The sequence below is a fragment of the Hymenobacter siberiensis genome, assembly GCF_018967845.1.
In the GTDB taxonomy this organism is placed as follows: Bacteria; Bacteroidota; Bacteroidia; order Cytophagales; family Hymenobacteraceae; genus Hymenobacter; species Hymenobacter siberiensis.
The window spans coordinates 3,825,302-3,845,268 of record NZ_JAHLZZ010000001.1; the positions used below are offsets into that span (position 1 = coordinate 3,825,302).

Sequence of the window (19,967 nt, forward strand, 5' to 3'; positions counted from 1 at the left end):
CGGTACAGGCGGCTACATTTGCCTGGGCGGCCGGGCGGCCAGGCAATGCAAAAGCCCTTGGGCTGTCGCTTACGCACACGGCTGCATTCCCGGCCCTGCCACCCTCATCCTTAGCCCTTCCACCATGCTTGCCAAACTCCCACCCCTGCTGCTGCTTTCCGTGCTTGGCCTCAATGCCAACGCTCAGCAAATCAAGACAAAACCAGTCGCTACCCGGCCCGCACCGGCCACCTACTCGGCGGCTGGCAAGACGGCCCACGTATTTGCTACCGTGCAGGGTACCAGCCAGCGCCTGGCGGCCGGCGGCAACCTCAGCTTTGCGCCCGCCGCCCAGCCCCTGGAAACCCAGGTCTGCGTGTTTGTCGACCCCGGCCACTCGTTCCAAACCATGCTCGGCATCGGCGGGGCGCTCACCGATGCCTCAGCCGAAACCTTCGCCAAGCTGCCCAAACCCCAGCAGCAGGAGTTTCTCAACGCGTATTACAGCCCCACGAGTGGCATCGGTTACACGCTGGGGCGCACCAGCATTCACAGCTCCGACTTTTCGAGCGGCAGCTACACCTACGTGGCCGACAAGGACGAGGCGCTGAAAACCTTTAGCGTGCAGCATGATGAGCAGTTTCGCATCCCCTTCATCAAGCAGGTGATGGCGGCGGCCGGCGGTAAACTGACCTTATTTGTGAGTCCCTGGAGCCCGCCCGGCTGGATGAAAACCAACGGCGAAATGCTGCACGGCGGCAAGCTCCTGCCCCAATACCGCCAGGCCTGGGCCGATTACTACGTGAAGTTCATCAAGACCTACGAGCAGCTGGGCATCCCCATCTGGGGCCTCACGGTGCAGAACGAGCCCATGGCCACCCAGAAGTGGGAGTCGTGCATTTTTACCGGCGAGGACGAGCGGGATTTCATCAAGGGCTACCTCGGCCCCACGCTGGCCAAAGGCGGACTGGGTTCGAAAAAGCTCATTGCCTGGGACCACAACCGCGACCTGCTGTTTCAGCGCGCCAGCACCGTGCTCAACGACCCCGAGGCCGCCAAATACGTGTGGGGCATCGGCTACCACTGGTACGAAACCTGGACCGGCAGCAGCATGCTGTTTGAGAACGAGCGGCGCGTGAAAGAGGCTTTCCCCAACACCAACCTGATTTTCACGGAAGGCTGCCAGGAGAAATTCGACCTGGCCAAAGTCGATGACTGGGCGCTGGGCGAGAAGTATGGCCACTCGCTGATTGGCGACTTCAACGCCGGCACCGTGGGCTGGACCGACTGGAACGTGCTGCTGGACGAAACCGGCGGGCCGAACCACGTCGGCAACTTCTGCTTTGCCCCGGTCATTGCCGACACCAGAACCGGCAAGCTCATCTACACCAACGCCTACTACTATATCGGCCACTTCTCGAAGTTCATCCGCCCCGGCGCGAAGCGCATCAGCGCATCGTCTAACCGCGACACCCTGCAAACCACCGCCTACCGCAACCCCGATGGCAGCGTAGCCGTGGTGGTGATGAACCAGACCGACAAGCCCGAGGCATTCCAGCTCTGGATGCACGGCCAAGGCACCAATACCACGGCCGCCGCGCACTCCATTATGACGCTGGTGGTTAATTAGAACGGTGCTGCTTGCTTAAAGCCCTGGCGGTCATGCTGAGCGCAGTCGAAGCATCTCTACCGTAATAGTAAATGATTACTACTGCGGTAGAGATGCTTCGACTGCGCTCAGCATGACCGTTTTATTTATCATTCAATATGCCTTTCCCCAAACGCCTCCCCGTAGCCCTCCTGCTTGCTGCCGCACTAGCCGCCGCGCCCGCCCGCGCCCAGCAGCCCGCCGACGCGGCCACCACTAAAAAAGCCGACGACGAAGCCTACCATCAGCGGCAGGAATACCTGCTGCATAACGACTGGCCCAACCTCCAGCGCTATGCGGCGGCCAACCAGCGCCTGCCCGCGCCCACGCCCGGCCGGCCCCGCGTGGTCATCATCGGCAATTCCATCACCGAGGGTTGGGTGAAGCAGGATTCGGCCTTTTTCAAGGGTAAAACGTACGACTACGTGGGCCGGGGCATCAGCGGCCAGGCCACGGGCCAGACAGTGGTGCGCTTCCGGGCCGATGTGATTGACCTGCACCCGGCCGTGGTCGTCATCCTGGTGGGCACCAACGATGTGGCCGAAAATAACGGCCCCTACAACCCGCAAACCACGATGAACAACATCATGACGATGACCGAGCTGGCCCAGGCCCACGGCCTACGGGTGGTGCTGGGCGCGGTGGCGCCGGCTTCGGACTTCTGGTGGCGCAAGGGCCTGGAGCCGGCCCCCAAAATCCTGGCCCTTAACCAGCAAATCAAAGCCTACGCCGGCCAGCGCTACCTCCTGTACTACGACCTTCACACCGCCCTGAAAGACGACCTGAACGGCCTGAAAAAAGCCTACGGCGAAGACGGGGTGCACCCCAACCTGGCCGGCTACCGCGTGATGGAGCCCCTGCTCGACCAAGCCGTAGCCGCTGCCCTGAAGCAGAAATAACCGCTTGGCCGCCCCTGCGCCCGTGCCGCCCGGCCGCTCTCAGCGGCTAGGCGGCACGGGCTTTTTGCGCCCGGCCGGCTTCTTCTTTTTGGCTTTGGGTCGGGCTTTTTTGCGGCGGGGTGGCAGGCGCTCGCGCTCGGCCTTGCGCTCAGCCCGCATGAGCAGGCGTTCGGGCAGGCGGGCAATGAGGCGCTCGCGCACGAACTGCGCCAGGCTGGAAAGCGGCACCAGCTGCGTGGTGCGCAGAAAATTGCTCACTTCGCGGCTCCGCAGCGTACTCACGCCCGTGAGGCCCCGCGCTAGCAAAAACTGCTTCACTTCTTCCAATAGCAGGAGCTTGGCCAGCGGCGCACGCTCCACGGTGGCGTTGTAGCCGGCGGCGCGGTGCGGATGCAGCCCCTCGGCCGAAGCTACCAACACGCCCACCCACGCGGGCAGCAGCGGCAGCAGCTTGGGCAGGTGCTTTGCGGTCACAATGAAGGTGACAAAGTCGTAGACCTCGCCGTAGCAGCGCAGCTGGTTGGCCACCCGTTGCAGGGTGTCGCCGTCGCCCTTCACCTCGTAGCCGTGCATGAAGTGCTCGGTGATGTGCACCACATCGGCGCGGGTGGTGCCGGTGGGCAGCTCATCGATGCGTACGCCGCCCACCAGCAGCGGGTAGAGCAGGACGCGAATTTCTGGGTCGTTCATGGCAACCCCAAAAGTAGCTTCCCGGCGGAGAGCAGCTTCGAATTAAATGTATTATTATAATTAATATTTATAATGTTTATTATGAATAAATTTTGTTATTTTTGTTTAGCCATGAAATAGTTGCATAAGATTGACAATCAGCATACTCCAGCAGCCGCGTGCGCGGGCAAGGCAGGGTGTTGCGTGGCAGCTGGGCCACGTGCGATTCTAAAAAGTATTTCCGAACAATTGTCACATTATGAAAAATACTGTAAACGAATCAGTTAGCTACTGCTTCACCCGCGAAACCATTGCCCGCCTCGGTACCCGGCTCGATGAAGCCGCGCCCAGCGTTGAGTATGCGTTACGCCAGGCGTTGCACCTGGTGCTGAACGAGTTGTCGGACCGGGTGGGGCACGGACTCACGCCCGAGGGCCTGCTGGAGCTGGTCCGCGAAGCCGACTCGGCCCAGGTGCTCCAGCCGCTGGCCGACCTACACCCGGCCGCCCGCTACGAGCGGGGCGTGAACCTGCTCCTCGACCTGCTGGACGGTGCCTACCGCAGCACCGTGAGCCGCATTGCCGCCGGGGCAGCCATCCGGCCATCGGCCAGCGACACGCTCCTGCAAATAGCCGCCACGGCCGTGCTGGGCGTGCTGGGCCACGCCGCCACCGAGAAAAGCCTGTCGCCCACCGACTTCGTTTATTGGCTGCACACCGAGAAAGCGGCCATTGCCACGGCCATGCTGCCGGCTTCGGAACCTGGCCTCGTACCGCCCCTGCCCCCTGAGCTGAGCCTGCGCTACCAGCCCGTACAACCTGTGCAGCTGGCCCCCACCCCCGCCGCCTGGGCAGAGCCAAACCCGGAAACCGCAGACGGCTGGGCTATTTCGCCGTATTGGCAGTGGGGCGGGCTGCTGCTGCTGGCCGTGTGCCTGGGCTACTTCTTTGGTCATAGCACCCCGCGCCAGGACCAGCCACTGGTGGCAACCAACCTGGTGGCAGAAACAAACCCGCAATCTCCACCCGCCGCATCTACGGCAGCCGATATTCCCCTCTCCGAAACGGCCCCGGCCGAGGCCCCCGGCCCGACCCCCGAAGCCGCAGCCATGGCAGTCTCGCCCGCGCCCGCCCTGGGGAGCCGGCTCGTGGAGCCCCTGCCCAGCCGTGCCCCGGCCAGTGGGGCCTACCGGCTGGCCACGGCCCGCCCGGCGGCCGGCGGCAACGAGCCCAACGGCCGCTACGACCAGGACCGGGACACCTACATCTACGACACCGGCCGGCCCATTGTGCTGACGCTGGCCGACGGCACCACCCAGAAAGTGGGGGCCAACTCGACCGAAAACCGGCTTTACACCTTCCTTTCGTCGCCCGCCTTCCAGGTCGATTCGGTGAACCGGACCAAGGGCTGGATTAATCTCGACCGCATCAACTTCGAAACCGGCAAGGCCCAGCTCACGCCCGAGTCGGCGCTGCAGCTGGGCAACATTGCCAGCATTCTCACCACGTTTCCGCAGTCTGTGGTGAAAATAGGTGGCTATACCGACAGCACCGGCGAGGCCCTGGTGAACTACCAGCTCAGCGAAGACCGCGCCCGCGCGGCCATGCTCACGCTGGCCAGCATGGGCGTGAGCGCCGACCGCCTGCAAGCCAAGGGCTACGGCCCCAAATACTTCGTGCGGCCCAACAACACCCCCGCCAACCGCGCCCTGAACCGGCGCGTCAGTATTCGGGTGCTGCGCAAGTAGGCCCCCTTGGGCCCTGCCGGAGGGGGCTTACACCCGGGCGTGCCGCTCCTGCTGGCAGGCGCGCAGCCAGGCTTCGGCCTGGGCCACGTCCTGAAAAAGCTCCAGCGGGCCGCCCGCCCCGTGGTCGAAATGCACGGTGAGAATATCGGACAGCGAGTCGGCCTGCACTACATGGGCTACGTAGCGCAGGCACATGGCGGTGGCTTGCGGCATCCACACGCGCTCCAGCCACTCAATGGAGTCAAACCACGGCCCCATCAGCGCCACGTTGTAGTTGAGCAGGCAGGGGTTGCGAAGCCCTTGCAGGATGTGCAGGTAGTTGTCGGCCCTGCGCAGGGCTTCCTGCATGTCGACGAAGCCGCGCCAGGTAGCCCGCAGCCAGCCGCCGGGCTCTTGCGAGAGGGCGCACCGACTGCCATCGGCATCGGGAAGAAAGCTCAGAATTATGGCAGAAGTAAGTAGTTAGTGGCTAAGCTATTCAGGGAATAAAAGCCCTTAAATGTAGCGTCGTTTTAGCTACTTACGGCGCTTTTGGATTCTTAATGCAGTTGATATGCAGGAGTCTTTCGGCACGGCCCCGGTTAAGGTCAACCATTGAAAAACTGTTGGAATTGATTTAGTTGAAGCTGCGTACGCGGTACCCTTACGGCGGCCGGGCCGGGCGTTTTCGGCCGGTGCCGGCCGTGGTGAAATGCGCCAGGGCCAACCGTCGCCATCTGGCACCGGCTGCAGTAGCGCAAACGATGGGCGGGGGTGGTATTTCGCCCCTCATACAGTACCTTGGCAGTATGCCGGCCCTGCCGTGGGGCAGCCCGCCGGCAGTTCGGTTGCCTCAATTTTTCGTCCTGCATGTCCCGAAAAAAGGTTCTTTTTCTCATCGGCTCGCCCAACCAGACCACGCAGATGCACCAGATTGCGCAGCTGCTGGCCAACGAGTTTGAGCCCTACTTCAGCCAGCTCTACTACGATGGCTGGCAGCGGCCCTTCTACAAATTCCTACTCTGGAGCGGCGGGCTAGACAAAACCATCGTCACCGGAAAAATAAAAGCCAAGGCCGATAAGTACTTGGCTGAGCATGACTTGCGAAATGACTTCGAGGCCCGGGTATACGGCAACAGCTACGACCTCATCGTGTGCTGTTCCGACGTGGTGGTGCCCTGGCCGCTGATGCGCCGCACCAAAACCATTTTCGTGCAGGAAGGAATGACCGACCCGCTCAACTATTGGGCGCGGCTGGTGAAGCGCTTCACCCGCTACCCCATACTGGCCATTGGCACGGCCCTGAATGGCATGAATAATTGCTGCGACATCTACTGCGTGGCGTCGGCAGGCTATCAGCAGCACTTTGAGCGTGTGGGCGTGGATGCTGACAAGCTCATCGTGACGGGCATTCCCAATTTCGACCACATCGAGCAGGTGCGGCACAACAACTTCCCGCACCACGGCTACGTGCTGGTGGCCACCTCCGACCTGCGCGAAACCTTCACGCCCGAAAACCGCCCCAAGTTCATCCGCGAGTGCGTTCGCATTGCGGCCGGCCGGCCGTTGGCCTTCAAGCTGCACCCCAACGAGGAGTTGCCCCGCGCCGTGGACGAAATCAACGCCAATGCCCCGGCCGGCACCATGATTTTCACCGAAGGCAATACCGACCATATGATTGCCAACTGCGTGGAGCTCATCACCCAGTACTCGACTGTCGTGTACGTGGGCCTGGCCCTGGGCAAGCCCGTACACTCCTACTTCGACGTGGACGACCTGCGCCGCAAGCTGCCCTGGCAGAACGACGGTACCTCGGCCCAGCGCATCGCGACCATTTGCCGAGTTTTTAGCCACTTCGAGGGCAGCGGGCCGGCCTTTCTGCGGCAGCTCGATGCCGGGGCCTTTGCCGCACCACCGGCCGCCAATGGTTCATTGGCCGTTCATTAATCCATTTTTTTATTTATTTAAGCCTCAGGCTGCTACCTGATTTTTGGCTGATTTCACCTGACTTTTTAGAGTATTCACGTTGAAGGGGCGACTACCCGTTAGCTGACTTTGCTGCCTATGTCCGTTCCCAAGATTCTGACCGTTATGCAGGCCCGCATGGGCTCATCGCGCCTGCCGGGCAAGGTGCTGCTGCCGCTGGCCGGCCAGCCCCTGCTGGTGCGCATGGTGGAGCGGGTGCAACGCGCCCACCTGGCCGGCACCGTGGTAGTAGCCACCACCACGGAGGCCGCCGACGACGCCATTGCCGCGCTGTGCGCCACCCACGGCCTCGAATATTTCCGGGGTGATGCCCTCGATTTGCTCGACCGCCACTACCAGGCCGCCCGCCACTACCAGGCCGATGTGGTGCTGAAAATCCCGTCCGACTGCCCGCTCATCGACCCGGCCGTGATTGACGAAGTAGTGGGTTTCTACCTGCACTTTGCCGACCGCTACGACTTTGTGAGCAACCTGCACCCCGCTACTTTCCCCGATGGCAATGATGTAGAAGTGATGCCCATCGCCGCGCTGGAAACCGCCTGGCGCGAGGCCCAACGGCCCTTGGAGCGCGAGCACACCACGCCCTTTTTCTGGGAAAACACCGACCGGTTCCGGCTGGCCAATGTGAAGTGGGATACGGGTCAGGACTTCTCAATGAGCCACCGCTGGACCATCGACTACCCGGAAGACTACAATTTCATAAAGGCCGTTTATGACGCGCTGTACCCGACCAACCCAACCTTTGGCCTTGATGATATTCTGCAGTTGCTGAATAAGCGCCCGGATATTGCTCAACTCAACGCTCACCTGGCCGGCGTGAATTGGTACCGCAACCATTTGGCTGACTTGAAAACCGTGGACTCCTCGCAAACAAGAACGGTGTAGGGGCGGGGGTCAGCCCCCACCCGAACGCCTGCCCGATTTGCTTTTGCACATTATTGCCCTCCTTCGTTCAACGACGGGCGGGAACAAGCCCTGCCGGGTTGGACCCCGCACCCTACTTATGACGTCTGAAAAACAACAGAAACTAGAAGCCCTGGCCCTGCGTGTGCGCGAGCACATCGTGCGCCTGAGCACCGATGGCGGCTGCTTCACCGGCGCGTCGCTGAGCTGCGCCGACCTGCTGGTGTACCTCTACGCCGACTGCCTGAACGTGCGGCCCGACAACCTCACCGACCCTACCCGCGACTACCTGTTCCTGAGCAAGGGCCACGATGTGCCCGCCCTCTATGGCACTTTCGTAGAGCTCGGCTTCATCGACAAAGCCCGCCTCGACCAGCACCTGAGCACCGACGACCACATTTACTGGCACCCCAACCGCAATGTGCCGGGCGTGGAATTCCACTCGGGCTCGCTGGGCCACCTGCCCAGCGTAGCCCTGGGCGTGGCGATGGACTGCCGCATGCGCGGCCAGGACAACAAAGTCATCGTCATCACCGGCGATGGCGAGCTGAACGAGGGCACCGTCTGGGAAAGCCTGCTGGTGGCCAGCGCCCACAAAGTCAATAACCTGACCCTGGTGGTCGACCGCAACCACTTCCAAGCCAACGTGGCCACCGAAGACCTGATTCCGCTGGAGCCGCTGGCCCCCAAGTTCGAAGCCTTCGGCTGCGAAGTGCGGCGCATCGACGGGCACGATTTCGCGCAGCTGGAAGAAGCGTTTGCTGCCCTCCCCTTCTCCGATACCAAGCCCTCAGTCATCATCTGCGACACGGTGCGCGGGCGCGGCCTGCCCAGCATTGAGGCCCGGGCCGACCGCTGGTTCTGCAACTTCTCTTCGGAGGAAGTGACAGAGCTGCTGAAGGAGCTGCACACCCAAGAAGCCACCCGCCTGACCAGCGAAACGTTAACTGTGCGGTAAGCTTTAGCTTGCCGTCTTTTCGCCTTCCATCGAACCAACCCATTTACGGCAAGCTAAAACTTGCCGCACGATGACCATGACCTACGAAGAGCTAATTAAAGAAACCGCCCTCGCCGATGAGCGCATCGTGGTGATGACCGCCGAAAACCGCGCCCTCATCCGCAACCTCCCGGCCGTGCTCGGCCCGCGCTTCATCGATACGGGCATCACCGAGCAAACCCTTATTGGCGCGGCCGCCGGCCTGGCCCTGCGCGGCCGCGTGCCGATTCTGCACGCGCTGGCCACCTTCCTCACGCTACGGGCCTTTGAGTTCATCCGCACCGATGTGGGCATCGGCCAGCTGCCGGTGAAACTAAGCGGCTTCGTGCCCGGCTTCCTTTCCGACGGCAACGGCCCCACCCACCAGGCCATTGAGGACGTGAGTTTGATGCGCGGCATCCCCGGCATGACGGTTTTTGCCCCCGCCGACGAGGCCGACATGCTGGCCATGCTGCCCGCCATCTGGGCCTCGCCCGCGCCGGCCTACGTGCGCATCAACACCCGCCCCGCCACCTATGAGCACACCCCTTTCGAGATGGGCAAGGCCGAAATCGTGGCCGAGGGCACCGACATCACCATCCTCACCTACGGCATGCTCTTCGAACAAACGCTGGTGGCACGCGAGCTGCTGATGCAGCAGAGTAAGTCGGTGGGCCTGATTAACCTGCGCAGCCTCAAGCCCATCGATGAGGAAGCGCTGCTGGCCGTGGCACGGCGCGGCGGCCTCCTGGTAACGGTGGAGGACCATTTTGTAACCGGCGGCCTCTTTTCCATTCTGGCCGAAGTGCTGCTGCGCCACCAGCTCACGGCCCGCGTACTGCCGCTGGCGCTGGAGGAGCGCTGGTACCGCCCCGGCCGCCTGAGCGCGGTGCTGGAGTACGAAGGCTTCACCGGCCACCACATTGCCCGGCGTATTACGGAGCATCTGGGCGAGTCGGGCGCGAGTATTGCCGCCGGCCCGGCCGTGCTGGAAAACCAGTTTGCCGAGTAGCTTCAGCTGCTCCGCCCAGGCGTCAACCTCACCCCCTGCCCCCCTCTCCAAAAAAGAGGGGGCACCGGATTTGCCTTTATAAAGCGTATTAATCGCAGATGCTAAACCCAGCACATGAATCGTCCTCACGAGCCGGTGCTCCCTCTTTTTTGGAGAGGGGGGCAGGGGGTGAGGTTGACGCCTGGGCGGAGCGGCTGGAGTACTTCGCTAACCCCACTTAACAACAACCCACCCCATGCCAAACACCGTTTCCTCCAACGAAAACTACCCCGACATCACCAAATCGGATGAGCTGTACGCCCGGGCGCAGAAAATCATGACGCCGGTGACGCAGACCCTCGCCAAAGGCCCCGGCCAGTACACCAAAGGCGTGAGCCCCAAGTACGTGAAGCGCGCCAAAGGCTCCCATATCTGGGATGTGGACGGCAACGAGTACCTTGATTTTCAGATGGGTATCGGCCCCATTTCGCTGGGCTATGCTTACGAGCGGGTTGATAATGCCATCCGGGCCCAACTCGAAGACGGCATCACCTTCTCGATGATGCACGAGCTGGAAGTGGAGCTCTCGGAGCTGATTCATGAGATTATCCCGAACGCCGAGAGCATCCGCATCAGCAAGACCGGCGCGGATGTGTGCTCGGCGGCGGTACGCGTGGCCCGGGCCTTCACCGGCCGCGACAAGGTGCTGTGCTGTGGCTACCACGGCTGGCACGACTGGTACATCGGCACCACCAGCCGCGACAAGGGCATCCCGCAGGAAACCAAGGACCTGACCGCTGCTTTTGAGTACAACAACATCGACTCACTCAAAGCCTTGCTCGATGAAAACGTGGCCTGCGTGATTCTGGAGCCGTTTATTTTCGATGCGCCCAAGGACAACTTCCTCCACGAAGTGGAACGACTCTGCAAGGAAAACGGCACCCTGCTCATCTTCGATGAGATGTGGACCGGCTTCCGGGTGGCCGTGGGCGGCGCGCAGGAGTATTTCGGCATCACGCCCGATTTGGCGGTGTATTCCAAGGCATTTGCCAACGGCATGCCCATTGCCCTGCTCACCGGCCGGCGCGATGTGATGGAGCTATTTGAGCAGGATGTCTTCTTCTTCACCACCTTTGGCGGCGAGGCGCTGAGCATGGCCGCCGCCGTGGCGACCATCGCCGAGATGCGCGAAAAGAACGTGCCCGCCCGCCTCGCCGAGCAGGGCAAAAAACTCAAGGATGGCTACAACGAAATCGCCGCAGAGCTGGGCCTGACCAGCTACACGAAATGCTACGGCTACGACTGCCGCAGCATCGTGACCTTCGACCCCTCGGCTGGCAACGGCATGGAGCTGAAGGCCTTCATGCAGCAGGAGCTATTCAAGCGCGGCATCATGTGGGGCGGCTTCCACAACATGTGCTTCTCGCACTCGGATGAGGACGTGGCCTATACACTGGCCACCTACCGCGAGGTGCTGCCGCTGCTGAAGGAAGCCATCGAAGCCGGCGACGTAGCCGCGCGCCTGCTGGGCGAGCCGGTGGAAGCTGTGTTCCGCAAAGTGACCAATGCTGCGCCGGCGAAGGCGAAGTAAGACAGAACGTTGTAAAAAGTACGTCATGCTGAGCGCAACCAAAGCCTCTCGCGTGTGGTAGCAACTCAGATTGCACGGATTAGTTGTGGCACGCGAGTCGATTCGGCTGCGCTCAGCATGACGTTCAATATTTTACCCTACTTCTCCCCCCTTTGAACCTCTTCTCACTCACCAGTAAAACTGCCATCGTCACCGGGGCCTGCGGGCTCATCGGCCAGAAGCACTGCGCCGCATTGGCCGAGGCCGGGGCCAATGTGGTAGTAGCCGACCTGAATGCCGAAGCCGCTACCGCTGTGGCCTTCGGGTTGGGCGGCGGCCCGCACCTGGCCCTGGCCGTTGACGTGACCAGCCCGGAGTCGTTGGCTGCCGCGCGCGACCAGATTCTGGCGCGCTTCGGCCACATTGATGTGCTGGTGAACAATGCCGCCATCAACGACATGTTTGAGAACCCCGCGCTGGCGGCCGATTTGAGCAAGTTTGAAAACTTCCCGCTGGCCACTTTCCAGAAAGTGCTGGAGGTGAACGTGACGGGCGTGTTTCTGGCGGCGCAGGTGTTCGGCACCCCCATGGCGCAGCAGGGCCACGGCTCCATCATCAACGTGGCCAGCACTTATGGCATGGTTGGCCCCGACCAGAGCATCTACCGCAACGAGGCCGGCGAACAGACGTTTTACAAGTCGCCCTCCTACCCCATGACCAAGGGCGCGGTGGTGAATTTCACCCGCTACCTGGCGGCCTACTGGGGCGCAGCCGGCGTGCGCGTGAACACGCTTTCGCCCGGCGGCGTGGAAAATAGCCAGGACGAGTTTTTCATCAAACAATACAGTGCCAAAACCCCGCTGGGCCGCATGGCCACGCCCACCGACTACCAGGGCGCGGTCGTATTTCTGGCTTCGGATGCCTCGGCCTATATGACCGGGGCCAACCTGGTCGTGGATGGCGGCTGGACGGCCATCTAAGCAGTTAAAAGTTAAAATACGGTAGGTTCCCTTTTACCTTTTAACTCTCAACTTTTAACTATTTCCCTCCTACCCTCAGACCCTTGTACCCTCATACCCTAGACCTATGCAAGCTATTGAAATCCGTAAAAACCGGTTTATCGGCGCGGGCCACCCGGCCTACATCATTGCCGAAATCGGCATCAACCACAACGGCTCCCTCGACCTGGCCAAGCAACTGATTTCGGAAGCCGCCAAGGCCGGTTGCGATGCCGTAAAATTTCAGAAGCGTACGCCCGAGCTGTGCGTGCCCAAAGACCAGTGGGAAAAGCAGCGCGACACCCCCTGGGGCCGGATGAGCTACATCGACTACAAGCGCAAAACCGAGTTCAGCCAGGCCGAATACACCGCCATCGACGACTATTGCCGCGCCCTGGGCATCGACTGGTTTGCCTCGTGCTGGGATGAGCCGTCGGTGGATTTCATGGAGCAGTTTGCGCCCGTGCTCTATAAAATGGCCTCCGCCTCCCTCACCGACAAGCCCCTGCTCGACCGCGTGCGCGCCACCGGCCGCCCGCTGATGCTGAGCACCGGCATGAGCACCATGGACGAAATCCACCAGGCCGTGAAATGGGTGGGGCTGGATAAGCTGATGATTGCGCACTCCACCTCCTCCTACCCCTGCCCGCCCGCCGAGCTGAACTTACGCATGGTGCCCGTACTGCAAGGCATGTTCCCGGCCACGCCCATCGGCTACTCGGGCCACGAAACCGGCCTGGCTACCACCGTAGCCGCTGTTGCGCTGGGAGCCGCCTTCGTGGAGCGCCACTTCACCCTCGACCGCGCCATGTGGGGCTCCGACCACGCCGCCTCGGTGGAGCCGGGCGGCATGGCCAAGCTCGTGCGCGACATCCGCGACGTGGAGGAAGGCCTCGGCGATGGCGTGAAGCGCGTGTACGACTCCGAGCTGGAGCCCCGCGCCCGCCTGCGCCGCGAGCTAACGCCGAACCAGGAGTAGGGCGTTTCGGTTGAACTGCTGAACTGCTGAACGAAAATAGCAGAACGTCATGCAGAGCGCAGCGAAGCATCTTTACCGCAATAGTAATTTAGCTTACTGCTGCGGTAAAGATGCTTCGCTGCGCTCTGCATGACGTTGGATGGTATGACGTTCTTTTAATAACCCAGAATCCTCCACACCATGCATCACGTCGAACTCATCACCACGGCCATTCTGCTCGTTTGGGTGGCCATCGTGATTACACTGGAGCGTATCATCCCGTACCGCAAGGGCCTGCCGTTTTTCCGCGAGGGCTTCTGGACCGACCTCGTGCTCTACACCTTCGTGCAGAGCTTCGCGCTGAAAATCATCATTTTCGACTACATCATTCTGCCGCTCGACCAGCATTTTGGGTTCTCGAAGCTGCATTTTGTGACGGGCTGGCCCATCTGGGCGCAGGTGCTGTTTTTCGTGGTTACCCACGATTTCTACATCTACTGGTTTCATCGGTTTCAGCACAGCAGCCCGCTGTTCTGGCGCACCCACGAGGCGCACCACTCCGGCAAGCAGGTCGACTGGCTGGCCGGTTCCCGCTCGCACGCCCTGGAAATTATTATCAACCAGACCATTGAGTTTGCCCCCATTATTCTGCTGGGAGCCGACCCCATGGTGGTGCCCATCAAGGCCTGCATCGATGCCGTGTGGGGCATCTGGATTCACTGCAACATTGATGTGCGCTCGGGCCGCCTGCAATACGTCATCAACGGCCCCGAGATGCACCTCTGGCACCACGCCGACCACGAGGAAGTATTCTACGCCAACTTTTCGACCAAATTTGCTTTCTGGGACTGGATTTTTGGCACTGCCTACCGCCCCGACCACAAGCCCCTGAAATGGGGCCTGCCCTACGCTTTCCCGAAGGATTATTTCAGCCAGCACGTCTTTTCCGTGGCCCGCTTCGATGAAGACGAGTTAGCCCAGCGCTCGCCGTTGTTTCGCGCCTACCACGGCGTGCGGCTGCGGGTGTTAAAGCGCCTGACCGACCGCGTGCCGGCCCTGCGCCCGCTGCACGGCTGGCCCGTGCCCGAGGCTTATTCCGAAACCATTCCCGCGCAGCGGCCAGGCGGTAATTTCGGCCAAAATCCGGCCCCGGCCGCTTCATCTCATCCGCCCACCACGGCCGCCTCGTCTCGTTGATTAATCCCTGGTTTTCCCTGTTTCTGGCTTCCTTCATGGAAGTTTGCTGGACGTATAGCCTCAAGGCACTGAGCATGCAGCGCATCAAGGAGATAGCCTGGGCGCACAGCCTGGGCCAGCCGGCGCTGCTGCTACCGGTGCTGCCGCTGCTGGCCTACGTAGGCTTTGGGCTGGCCAACGTCATTTTCCTCTCGCAGGCCATGCGCAGCATTCCCACGGCCACCGCCTACTCGGCCTGGATGGCGCTGGCCGTGGTCGGCATCAAACTGGTGGATTTGTTCTACCTCAAACAGCCGTTTTCCTGGCTGAGCGTTTTTTACACCAGCCTCATTATCATTGGCGTACTGGGCCTGCGGCGAATAGAATAGCCTTCTGCCACCAGCCCCGCCAAAGGACGATTTGCGCCCGCAGTGCCGTGGCTTTTACATGCCTTTGGCGCTCATGCCGCCATCTACCAGCAGGCACTGCCCGGTGATGTAGGCCGCACCGGGCAGGCACAGGAAGGCCACGGCGGCGGCAATTTCGTCGGGCTCGCCCACGCGGCCCATGGGCGTGCGGGCCTCCACCTTGGCCATGAAGTCGGGCCGGGCCATAAGCCCCGCCGTGAGCGGCGTGCGGATGAACCACGGCGATACCGTATTCACCCGGATGCCGTCGGGGGCCCACTCCACGGCCAGGTTGCGGCCGAGCTGCTCTTCGGCGGCTTTGGTCATGCTGTAGTAGGCACCGGTGCCCACGTCGAAGCGGCCTGCCACCGAGCCCACATTCACGATAGCCGCGTGCCCGGAGGCTTTCAGGAGCGGGTGGACGGCCCGGCACATCTCAATGATGCTGAACAGGTTCACCTGAAACAGCCGCTCGTATTCGGCGGTAGTATAGTCGTTGAAGCCCTTGCGGATGTTGGTACCCACGTTGTTGATGAGCAGGTCGAGCCCCTGCCATTGGGCCTGGATTTGGGCCATGATGGCGGCCCGGCCGGCCTCGGTGCTCACGTCGGCGGCCAGGCCGGTGGCGGGGAGGCTGCGGGCAGTCCAGTCGGCCACGGCAGCGGCTACTTCGGTTTCGTTGCGGGCTACTATCAGCACTTCGGCGCCCAGGGCCAGGAGCTCTTCGGCAATGGCCAGGCCAATGCCCTTGGTGCCCCCTGTCACGAGGGCGCGGCGGCCGTTTAGATTCCAGCGATTGGTCATTTTCACGTTGGTTGATGAATGGGTATAACCACACCAAACGTAAAAGCGCCCGAACCGGCCGGGCGAAATCTGGATAAAGCCCGGCATGCGGAACGTATCGAACCAGTTTTGCCGCAGCAGGGCTTCCGCCCCCAACCGGCTCAGCAACTGAGCCTGTGGCTATTAGGCGCTGTATTTTTGGTGGCCCGAATTGCCCGCTAAGTCTCGTACCACTACTGCTGCGGCTATGCCAGCTGCGCCAGCCAGGTTGCAGCCTCGGCTTCCTCCCCAAACAGGCGGTAAGTCATGGCCCGGGCAGTAGCTTCGCCGGTGGCCTGGTCGATGGAAAGGCCCGCCAGCACATCGGCGGGCAACAGGATAGCCCCGTAGAAATCGGGCATGCGCGTGCTGGGCATACTCAGCCAGTAATCGGTGACCCAGGCAGATTCTTCGGGAGTGAAGGGCACCATGCAGCTATGGTCGGCAATAACCTTGTGCCAGCGACGGAGCGCCAGTACCTGCTTGGCGTAGCCGAGCAGGGTTTGCAGGTCGGCCAGCTGGCGCGGGCCGGGGCTGTATCGGATAATAATGTATTCGCCGACAGGCTGCTCCAGCAGCTGGCCGGCAGGATTGCGAAAGTGGATGCGTTGTTTACCAGAAGCCATAAGGACCACAAAGGTACTCCCAAGATGGAAAACGCGCCCAAAAACCCTAATTCAAGGCTTATTTACTCTTTTTTACACCCGCTATGCAGCCAGGCGGGTGGAGCCACCGGGCAGCGGCAGCCCGGAACCGGCTTAGCTCCCGTATCGGCCCCGATATGAAAAGCGCCCGCGAAATTGCACCAAAGCCAAGCCCCGTTGGTTGAGCTTTTTCTATACCTTTATTTTATGGAAATAGCTAACCACACTTTTGCCGAAGCCACTTCGGCGGCTCCGTTTCTGGATTATGCCATTTGTGTAGATGCCGACAACCGGCCCGCCAACCACGTAGGCGATTGGCCCGTGCAGGGCCAAGCCTACGCCGTGCGCGTGGTAGAAAGCCGCACCGAAGGCCTGGACCTGGTTCACGTACTAGGCTTCGAGGGCGAGGCGCCGTACTTCAACGCTTTCGCCCCGCACCGCTTCGAGTTCATTGAGCGCATGTGGCTCAACTAGCGGCTTTCGGGGTGCTGCACAAGCTGGCGATAAGTCGCATAGCCTTTATCGACCGCGCATCGGCGGCACCCGTTTTTCGCATATCATCAACAAAAAAGCCTCTCACAATATCGTGAGAGGCTTTTTTGTGGGCCCACTCGGAATCGAACCGAGGACCTACTGATTATGAGTCAGTTGCTCTAACCGATTGAGCTATGGGCCCGGTGCCGGAGGCAGTCATCTTTCACCTCAACCCTGCCGTTGCCAGCCCTCCAACGCTGCAAAAGTACGACCTTCGTGGATGGAAAAACAAGCCAGCCCATGCTTCCCCACTTATTGTTCGATTTCGGCGGTGTCATCATTGACATTGATTACGATGCCACCCCCACCGCCATGCGCCGGCTGAGCCGCGCGGGCAGCACCATAGCCTTTTCGCAGGCTAGCCAGGCCGAGTTGTTCGACCGCTTCGAAACCGGCCACCTCACGCCCGCCGAATTCCGGGCCGGCCTGCGCGCCGCCTACGCCCTCGATGCCACCGATGCCGAGCTGGATGCCGCCTGGCACGCCATGTTGCTCGACGTGCCCGCCGAGCGTCTCGCCCTCATTGGCGAGCTGCGCCGGCAGGGCCACCAAACGGCGCTGCTCTCCAACACCAACAAGCTGCACATTACCGAAATAAACCAGCGCCTGGCCGGCCAATACGGCTTCCAAAACGGCATTGCCGACGTACTCGACCGCGTGTTCTACTCCCAGGAGATGGGCCTGCGCAAGCCGGGCGAGGAAATATTCCGGCACGCGCTGCGCGAAATGAACTGGCAGCCCAAAGACGTGTTGTTTATCGAAGACAGCCCGCAGCACATTGCCACCGCCCGCCGCCTGGGGCTGCAGGTGCTGCACCTGGCCCCGCCGCTCACCCTCCTCACCGCCCTGCCCGAAGCCCTCCGTGCCTTTCCCCGAGAATACGCCCCTGCCCAGTCCTGAACCTGATTTTACGGGCTTCCCTGCCGGGCACGGTCCGGCCGATGTGGCCGCCCCGTTGGCCACCGATGCGCCCGGCCGCCTGGCCCGGGCGCGGGGGCTATTCCGGCGCTTCGAGCGGCCGGAGCCGTCGGCTGGGCGCACGGCGGCGCTGCACATCGGGCTATTCCTGGTCACGCTGGTTACCACTACGCTGGCCGGCATTCAGCTCACGCGCGGTGCGGTCGATTTCCTGCCGCTCGATGTGTTTCAGCTGCGTGGGGCGGCCCTGTGGGTGGAGCTGCGGCGCGGGCTGTGGTTTGCGCTGCCGTTTCTGGGGGTACTCACGGTGCACGAGTTCGGGCATTATTTCACGGCGCGCTACAACCGGGTGCGCGCTTCGCTGCCCTATTACATTCCGTTTCCGATGGGGCTGGGCACGTTTGGGGCCATCATCCGGATTCGGGAGCGGATTTTTTCGCGGCGCGAGTTTTTCGATATCGGGCTGGCCGGGCCGCTGGCGGGCTTTCTGGTGGCGGTGCCGCTGCTGATTTACGGCTTCACGCACCTGCCGCCGCTGGCGTATCTGTACGCCATCCACCCAGACTACGCCCAATATGGGGCCGACTATGCGCGGCATGTGTATGGAGCCAAGGAGCTGGCCAACGGCCTCACCCTGGCCCGTCCGCTGCTCTATCAATGGTTGGAAAGCGCCTTTGCCGACCACGCCCGCCTGCCCCACCCGCTGGAGCTGCTGCACTACCCCGTGCTGCTGGCCGGCTCGCTCAGCCTGTTTTTCACGGCCCTCAACCTGCTGCCCATGGGCCAGCTCGACGGCGGCCACATTCTGTACGGGCTGCTGGGGCCGGGGCGCTTTAATCGAATGGTGCCGGTGCTGTTCACAGGTTTTATTTTCTATGCCGGGCTGGGGCTGTTTTCGCTGCACGACGACTGGCAGACCTGGCTGTATGGCGGGCCGGTGTACGCGGGGTATCTGGCGCTGATATTCTGGCGGGTATTTCCCCGGCCGCGCCAGGGGCTGCTGCTGGCGGCGGGCATCTGGGCGGGGCAGGTGGCGGGGGCCGCGCTGCTGCCGGGCATCGTGGGCAACCCCGGCTGGCTGGTATTCGGGCTGCTGCTGGGGCGCTTCACGGGCATCTATCACCCGCCCGCACCCGATGAGCGCCCCCTGAGCCCGGGCCGGCAGCTGCTGGGCTGGCTGATGGTGGCTATTTTTGTACTCTGCTTCACCCCCAGCCCATTTGCTTAGCGGCTGGCTAGTTGAGTTAGCCGGTGAACGGTGTAGAGACGCATCTTTGCGTCTCGGCGTCCGCGCCGCGTGGCTGAAATTGGTTCATAGCCAAGACGCAAAGATGCGTCTCTACATCGTTCCGGAATTCTCGTAACTCAACCCAACCAGCCACTTCATAACACCACCCTCCGCTCCCCCTCATTCTACCCACTCCCCACCCCTCCCCTGAATGATTTTTAGCCAAAAACAGCTTTTTCTGGGTACCACGCACATCGAGCTGCGGGCCGAAAGCCTGTACGTGTGCAAGCGCAACCCCCAGGGCGTGCCCACGCTCGAAACCGAGGTGCCTTACGAAGAAATTCTGCCCATCAAGTCCGGCGAGCACCGCCACATCCCCACCAACCAGCTGCTGCTCACGGGGCTGCTGCTTGTGTTTCTGGGCTACGGCCCGTGGCGCGAGTGGCTGGCCACGGGGCATACCGGGGTGGCACTGTACTCGTGGTGGCTCATTTTTGGGGTAAACGTGCTGGCCAGCTGGCTGCGCTTCGAGCAGCAGTGGTGCACGTTCCGGTTGCGCACGGCGCATCTGGCCATCACGCTGGCCGGCCGGCCCTGGCAGCGCAAGCAGTTCCGCACTTTAGTGGCGGAGCTGGAGCGCCGCACCAAAACCTACCTGCGCGACGAGTACGGCCAGGTAAACCCCCTCGGCTTCATCGAGCCGCAGCTGCGCCGCGTGGCCTGGCTGCACGAGCTGGACGTACTCAGCGCCCGCGAAGCCCAGGCCCTGAGCACGCGCCTCACCGGCCGGCGCGGCACCGATACACTCCGCAGCATGGGCCAGGAGCTGGAGTCGCCCTATCTCAACTAACCCAGCAGTAATCGTATACTCCGGTCCGACCGCCCTAGGCGGTCGGACCGGTTGAAGCACCCCCAATTTCGTTCTCACGACAACC

20 protein-coding genes and 1 tRNA gene are annotated in these 19,967 nt (G+C 62.0%); 16 read left to right on the forward strand and 5 right to left on the reverse strand.

Going from position 1 to position 19,967, the window contains the following annotated elements; translation table 11 throughout:
* Positions 1–124: 124 nt before the first annotated feature.
* Both KQ661_RS16665 and KQ661_RS16670 read left to right on the forward strand, forming a co-directional pair.
* Positions 125–1,609, forward strand: a complete 1,485-nt coding sequence (locus KQ661_RS16665; RefSeq protein WP_216689360.1) for a glycoside hydrolase family 30 protein — start codon at positions 125–127, stop codon at positions 1,607–1,609.
* Between the two features lie 137 nt (positions 1,610–1,746).
* Entirely contained in the window at positions 1,747–2,526 is a 780-nt protein-coding gene (locus KQ661_RS16670) for a GDSL-type esterase/lipase family protein (protein WP_216689361.1), read from the forward strand.
* A gap of 39 nt (positions 2,527–2,565) precedes the next feature.
* On the opposite strand, the gene KQ661_RS16675 is transcribed toward KQ661_RS16670, so the two are convergent.
* Positions 2,566–3,216 (reverse strand): sce7726 family protein, encoded by a 651-nt coding sequence (locus tag KQ661_RS16675; protein WP_216689362.1) that lies wholly within the window; start codon positions 3,214–3,216, stop codon positions 2,566–2,568.
* Between the two features lie 238 nt (positions 3,217–3,454).
* On the opposite strand from KQ661_RS16675, the gene KQ661_RS16680 reads away from it, so the two are divergent.
* The gene (locus KQ661_RS16680; protein WP_216689363.1) at positions 3,455–4,942 is read left to right on the forward strand and encodes an OmpA family protein; all 1,488 of its coding nucleotides are present in this window, start codon (positions 3,455–3,457) and stop codon (positions 4,940–4,942) included.
* 27 nt (positions 4,943–4,969) lie between these two features.
* On the opposite strand, the gene KQ661_RS16685 is transcribed toward KQ661_RS16680, so the two are convergent.
* Positions 4,970–5,290: a hypothetical protein gene (locus KQ661_RS16685; RefSeq protein WP_216689364.1), complete on the reverse strand. Its 321-nt coding sequence runs from the start codon at positions 5,288–5,290 to the stop codon at positions 4,970–4,972.
* Between the two features lie 501 nt (positions 5,291–5,791).
* Here KQ661_RS16685 and KQ661_RS16690 point away from each other — a divergent pair.
* From KQ661_RS16690 to KQ661_RS16730, 9 genes are all read left to right on the forward strand, one after another.
* Positions 5,792–6,868, forward strand: a complete 1,077-nt coding sequence (locus KQ661_RS16690; RefSeq protein WP_216689365.1) for a hypothetical protein — start codon at positions 5,792–5,794, stop codon at positions 6,866–6,868.
* 117 nt (positions 6,869–6,985) lie between these two features.
* Entirely contained in the window at positions 6,986–7,792 is an 807-nt protein-coding gene (locus KQ661_RS16695; protein ID WP_216727546.1) for a cytidylyltransferase domain-containing protein, read from the forward strand.
* A gap of 118 nt (positions 7,793–7,910) precedes the next feature.
* Complete coding sequence (locus KQ661_RS16700; RefSeq protein ID WP_216689367.1) at positions 7,911–8,768, forward strand: transketolase; 858 nt, start codon at positions 7,911–7,913, stop codon at positions 8,766–8,768.
* A 76-nt stretch (positions 8,769–8,844) separates the two neighbouring features.
* Positions 8,845–9,798: a transketolase family protein gene (locus tag KQ661_RS16705; protein ID WP_216690727.1), complete on the forward strand. Its 954-nt coding sequence runs from the start codon at positions 8,845–8,847 to the stop codon at positions 9,796–9,798.
* Between the two features lie 235 nt (positions 9,799–10,033).
* Positions 10,034–11,368 carry an aminotransferase class III-fold pyridoxal phosphate-dependent enzyme gene (locus KQ661_RS16710; protein WP_216689368.1) on the forward strand — a complete coding sequence of 445 codons (1,335 nt, stop codon included), beginning with the start codon at positions 10,034–10,036 and terminating at the stop codon, positions 11,366–11,368.
* A gap of 152 nt (positions 11,369–11,520) precedes the next feature.
* Positions 11,521–12,327, forward strand: coding sequence for an SDR family oxidoreductase (locus KQ661_RS16715; RefSeq protein WP_216727547.1), 807 nt, complete (start codon positions 11,521–11,523; stop codon positions 12,325–12,327).
* Between the two features lie 106 nt (positions 12,328–12,433).
* Complete coding sequence (locus KQ661_RS16720) at positions 12,434–13,324, forward strand: N-acetylneuraminate synthase family protein (RefSeq protein ID WP_216689370.1); 891 nt, start codon at positions 12,434–12,436, stop codon at positions 13,322–13,324.
* A gap of 180 nt (positions 13,325–13,504) precedes the next feature.
* Positions 13,505–14,500 carry a sterol desaturase family protein gene (locus tag KQ661_RS16725; protein WP_216727548.1) on the forward strand — a complete coding sequence of 332 codons (996 nt, stop codon included), beginning with the start codon at positions 13,505–13,507 and terminating at the stop codon, positions 14,498–14,500.
* Between the two features lie 35 nt (positions 14,501–14,535).
* Positions 14,536–14,868, forward strand: a complete 333-nt coding sequence (locus KQ661_RS16730) for a DMT family transporter (RefSeq protein ID WP_216726529.1) — start codon at positions 14,536–14,538, stop codon at positions 14,866–14,868.
* A gap of 54 nt (positions 14,869–14,922) precedes the next feature.
* Here the strand turns inward: KQ661_RS16730 and KQ661_RS16735 are convergent, their stop codons facing one another.
* The gene (locus tag KQ661_RS16735) at positions 14,923–15,690 is read right to left on the reverse strand and encodes an SDR family oxidoreductase (protein WP_216689373.1); all 768 of its coding nucleotides are present in this window, start codon (positions 15,688–15,690) and stop codon (positions 14,923–14,925) included.
* A 224-nt stretch (positions 15,691–15,914) separates the two neighbouring features.
* Positions 15,915–16,334, reverse strand: coding sequence for a hypothetical protein (locus KQ661_RS16740; RefSeq protein WP_216689374.1), 420 nt, complete (start codon positions 16,332–16,334; stop codon positions 15,915–15,917).
* 225 nt (positions 16,335–16,559) lie between these two features.
* Here KQ661_RS16740 and KQ661_RS16745 point away from each other — a divergent pair, with 225 nt between their 5' ends.
* On the forward strand, positions 16,560–16,826 hold the full coding sequence (locus tag KQ661_RS16745) for a hypothetical protein (RefSeq protein ID WP_168673920.1): 267 nt from the start codon (positions 16,560–16,562) through the stop codon (positions 16,824–16,826).
* A 128-nt stretch (positions 16,827–16,954) separates the two neighbouring features.
* Here KQ661_RS16745 and KQ661_RS16750 read toward each other — a convergent pair.
* Positions 16,955–17,028: transfer RNA gene (locus KQ661_RS16750), tRNA-Ile, on the reverse strand.
* A 98-nt stretch (positions 17,029–17,126) separates the two neighbouring features.
* On the opposite strand from KQ661_RS16750, the gene KQ661_RS16755 reads away from it, so the two are divergent.
* From KQ661_RS16755 to KQ661_RS16765, 3 genes are all read left to right on the forward strand, one after another.
* Positions 17,127–17,786, forward strand: a complete 660-nt coding sequence (locus tag KQ661_RS16755) for an HAD family hydrolase (RefSeq protein ID WP_216689375.1) — start codon at positions 17,127–17,129, stop codon at positions 17,784–17,786.
* On the forward strand, positions 17,749–19,032 hold the full coding sequence (locus KQ661_RS16760; RefSeq protein ID WP_317196125.1) for a site-2 protease family protein: 1,284 nt from the start codon (positions 17,749–17,751) through the stop codon (positions 19,030–19,032). Before KQ661_RS16755 ends, KQ661_RS16760 begins: the two co-directional genes overlap by 38 nt.
* Positions 19,033–19,243: 211 nt before the next feature.
* On the forward strand, positions 19,244–19,882 hold the full coding sequence (locus KQ661_RS16765; RefSeq protein ID WP_168673918.1) for a hypothetical protein: 639 nt from the start codon (positions 19,244–19,246) through the stop codon (positions 19,880–19,882).
* The last annotated feature ends 85 nt before the right edge of the window (positions 19,883–19,967 follow it).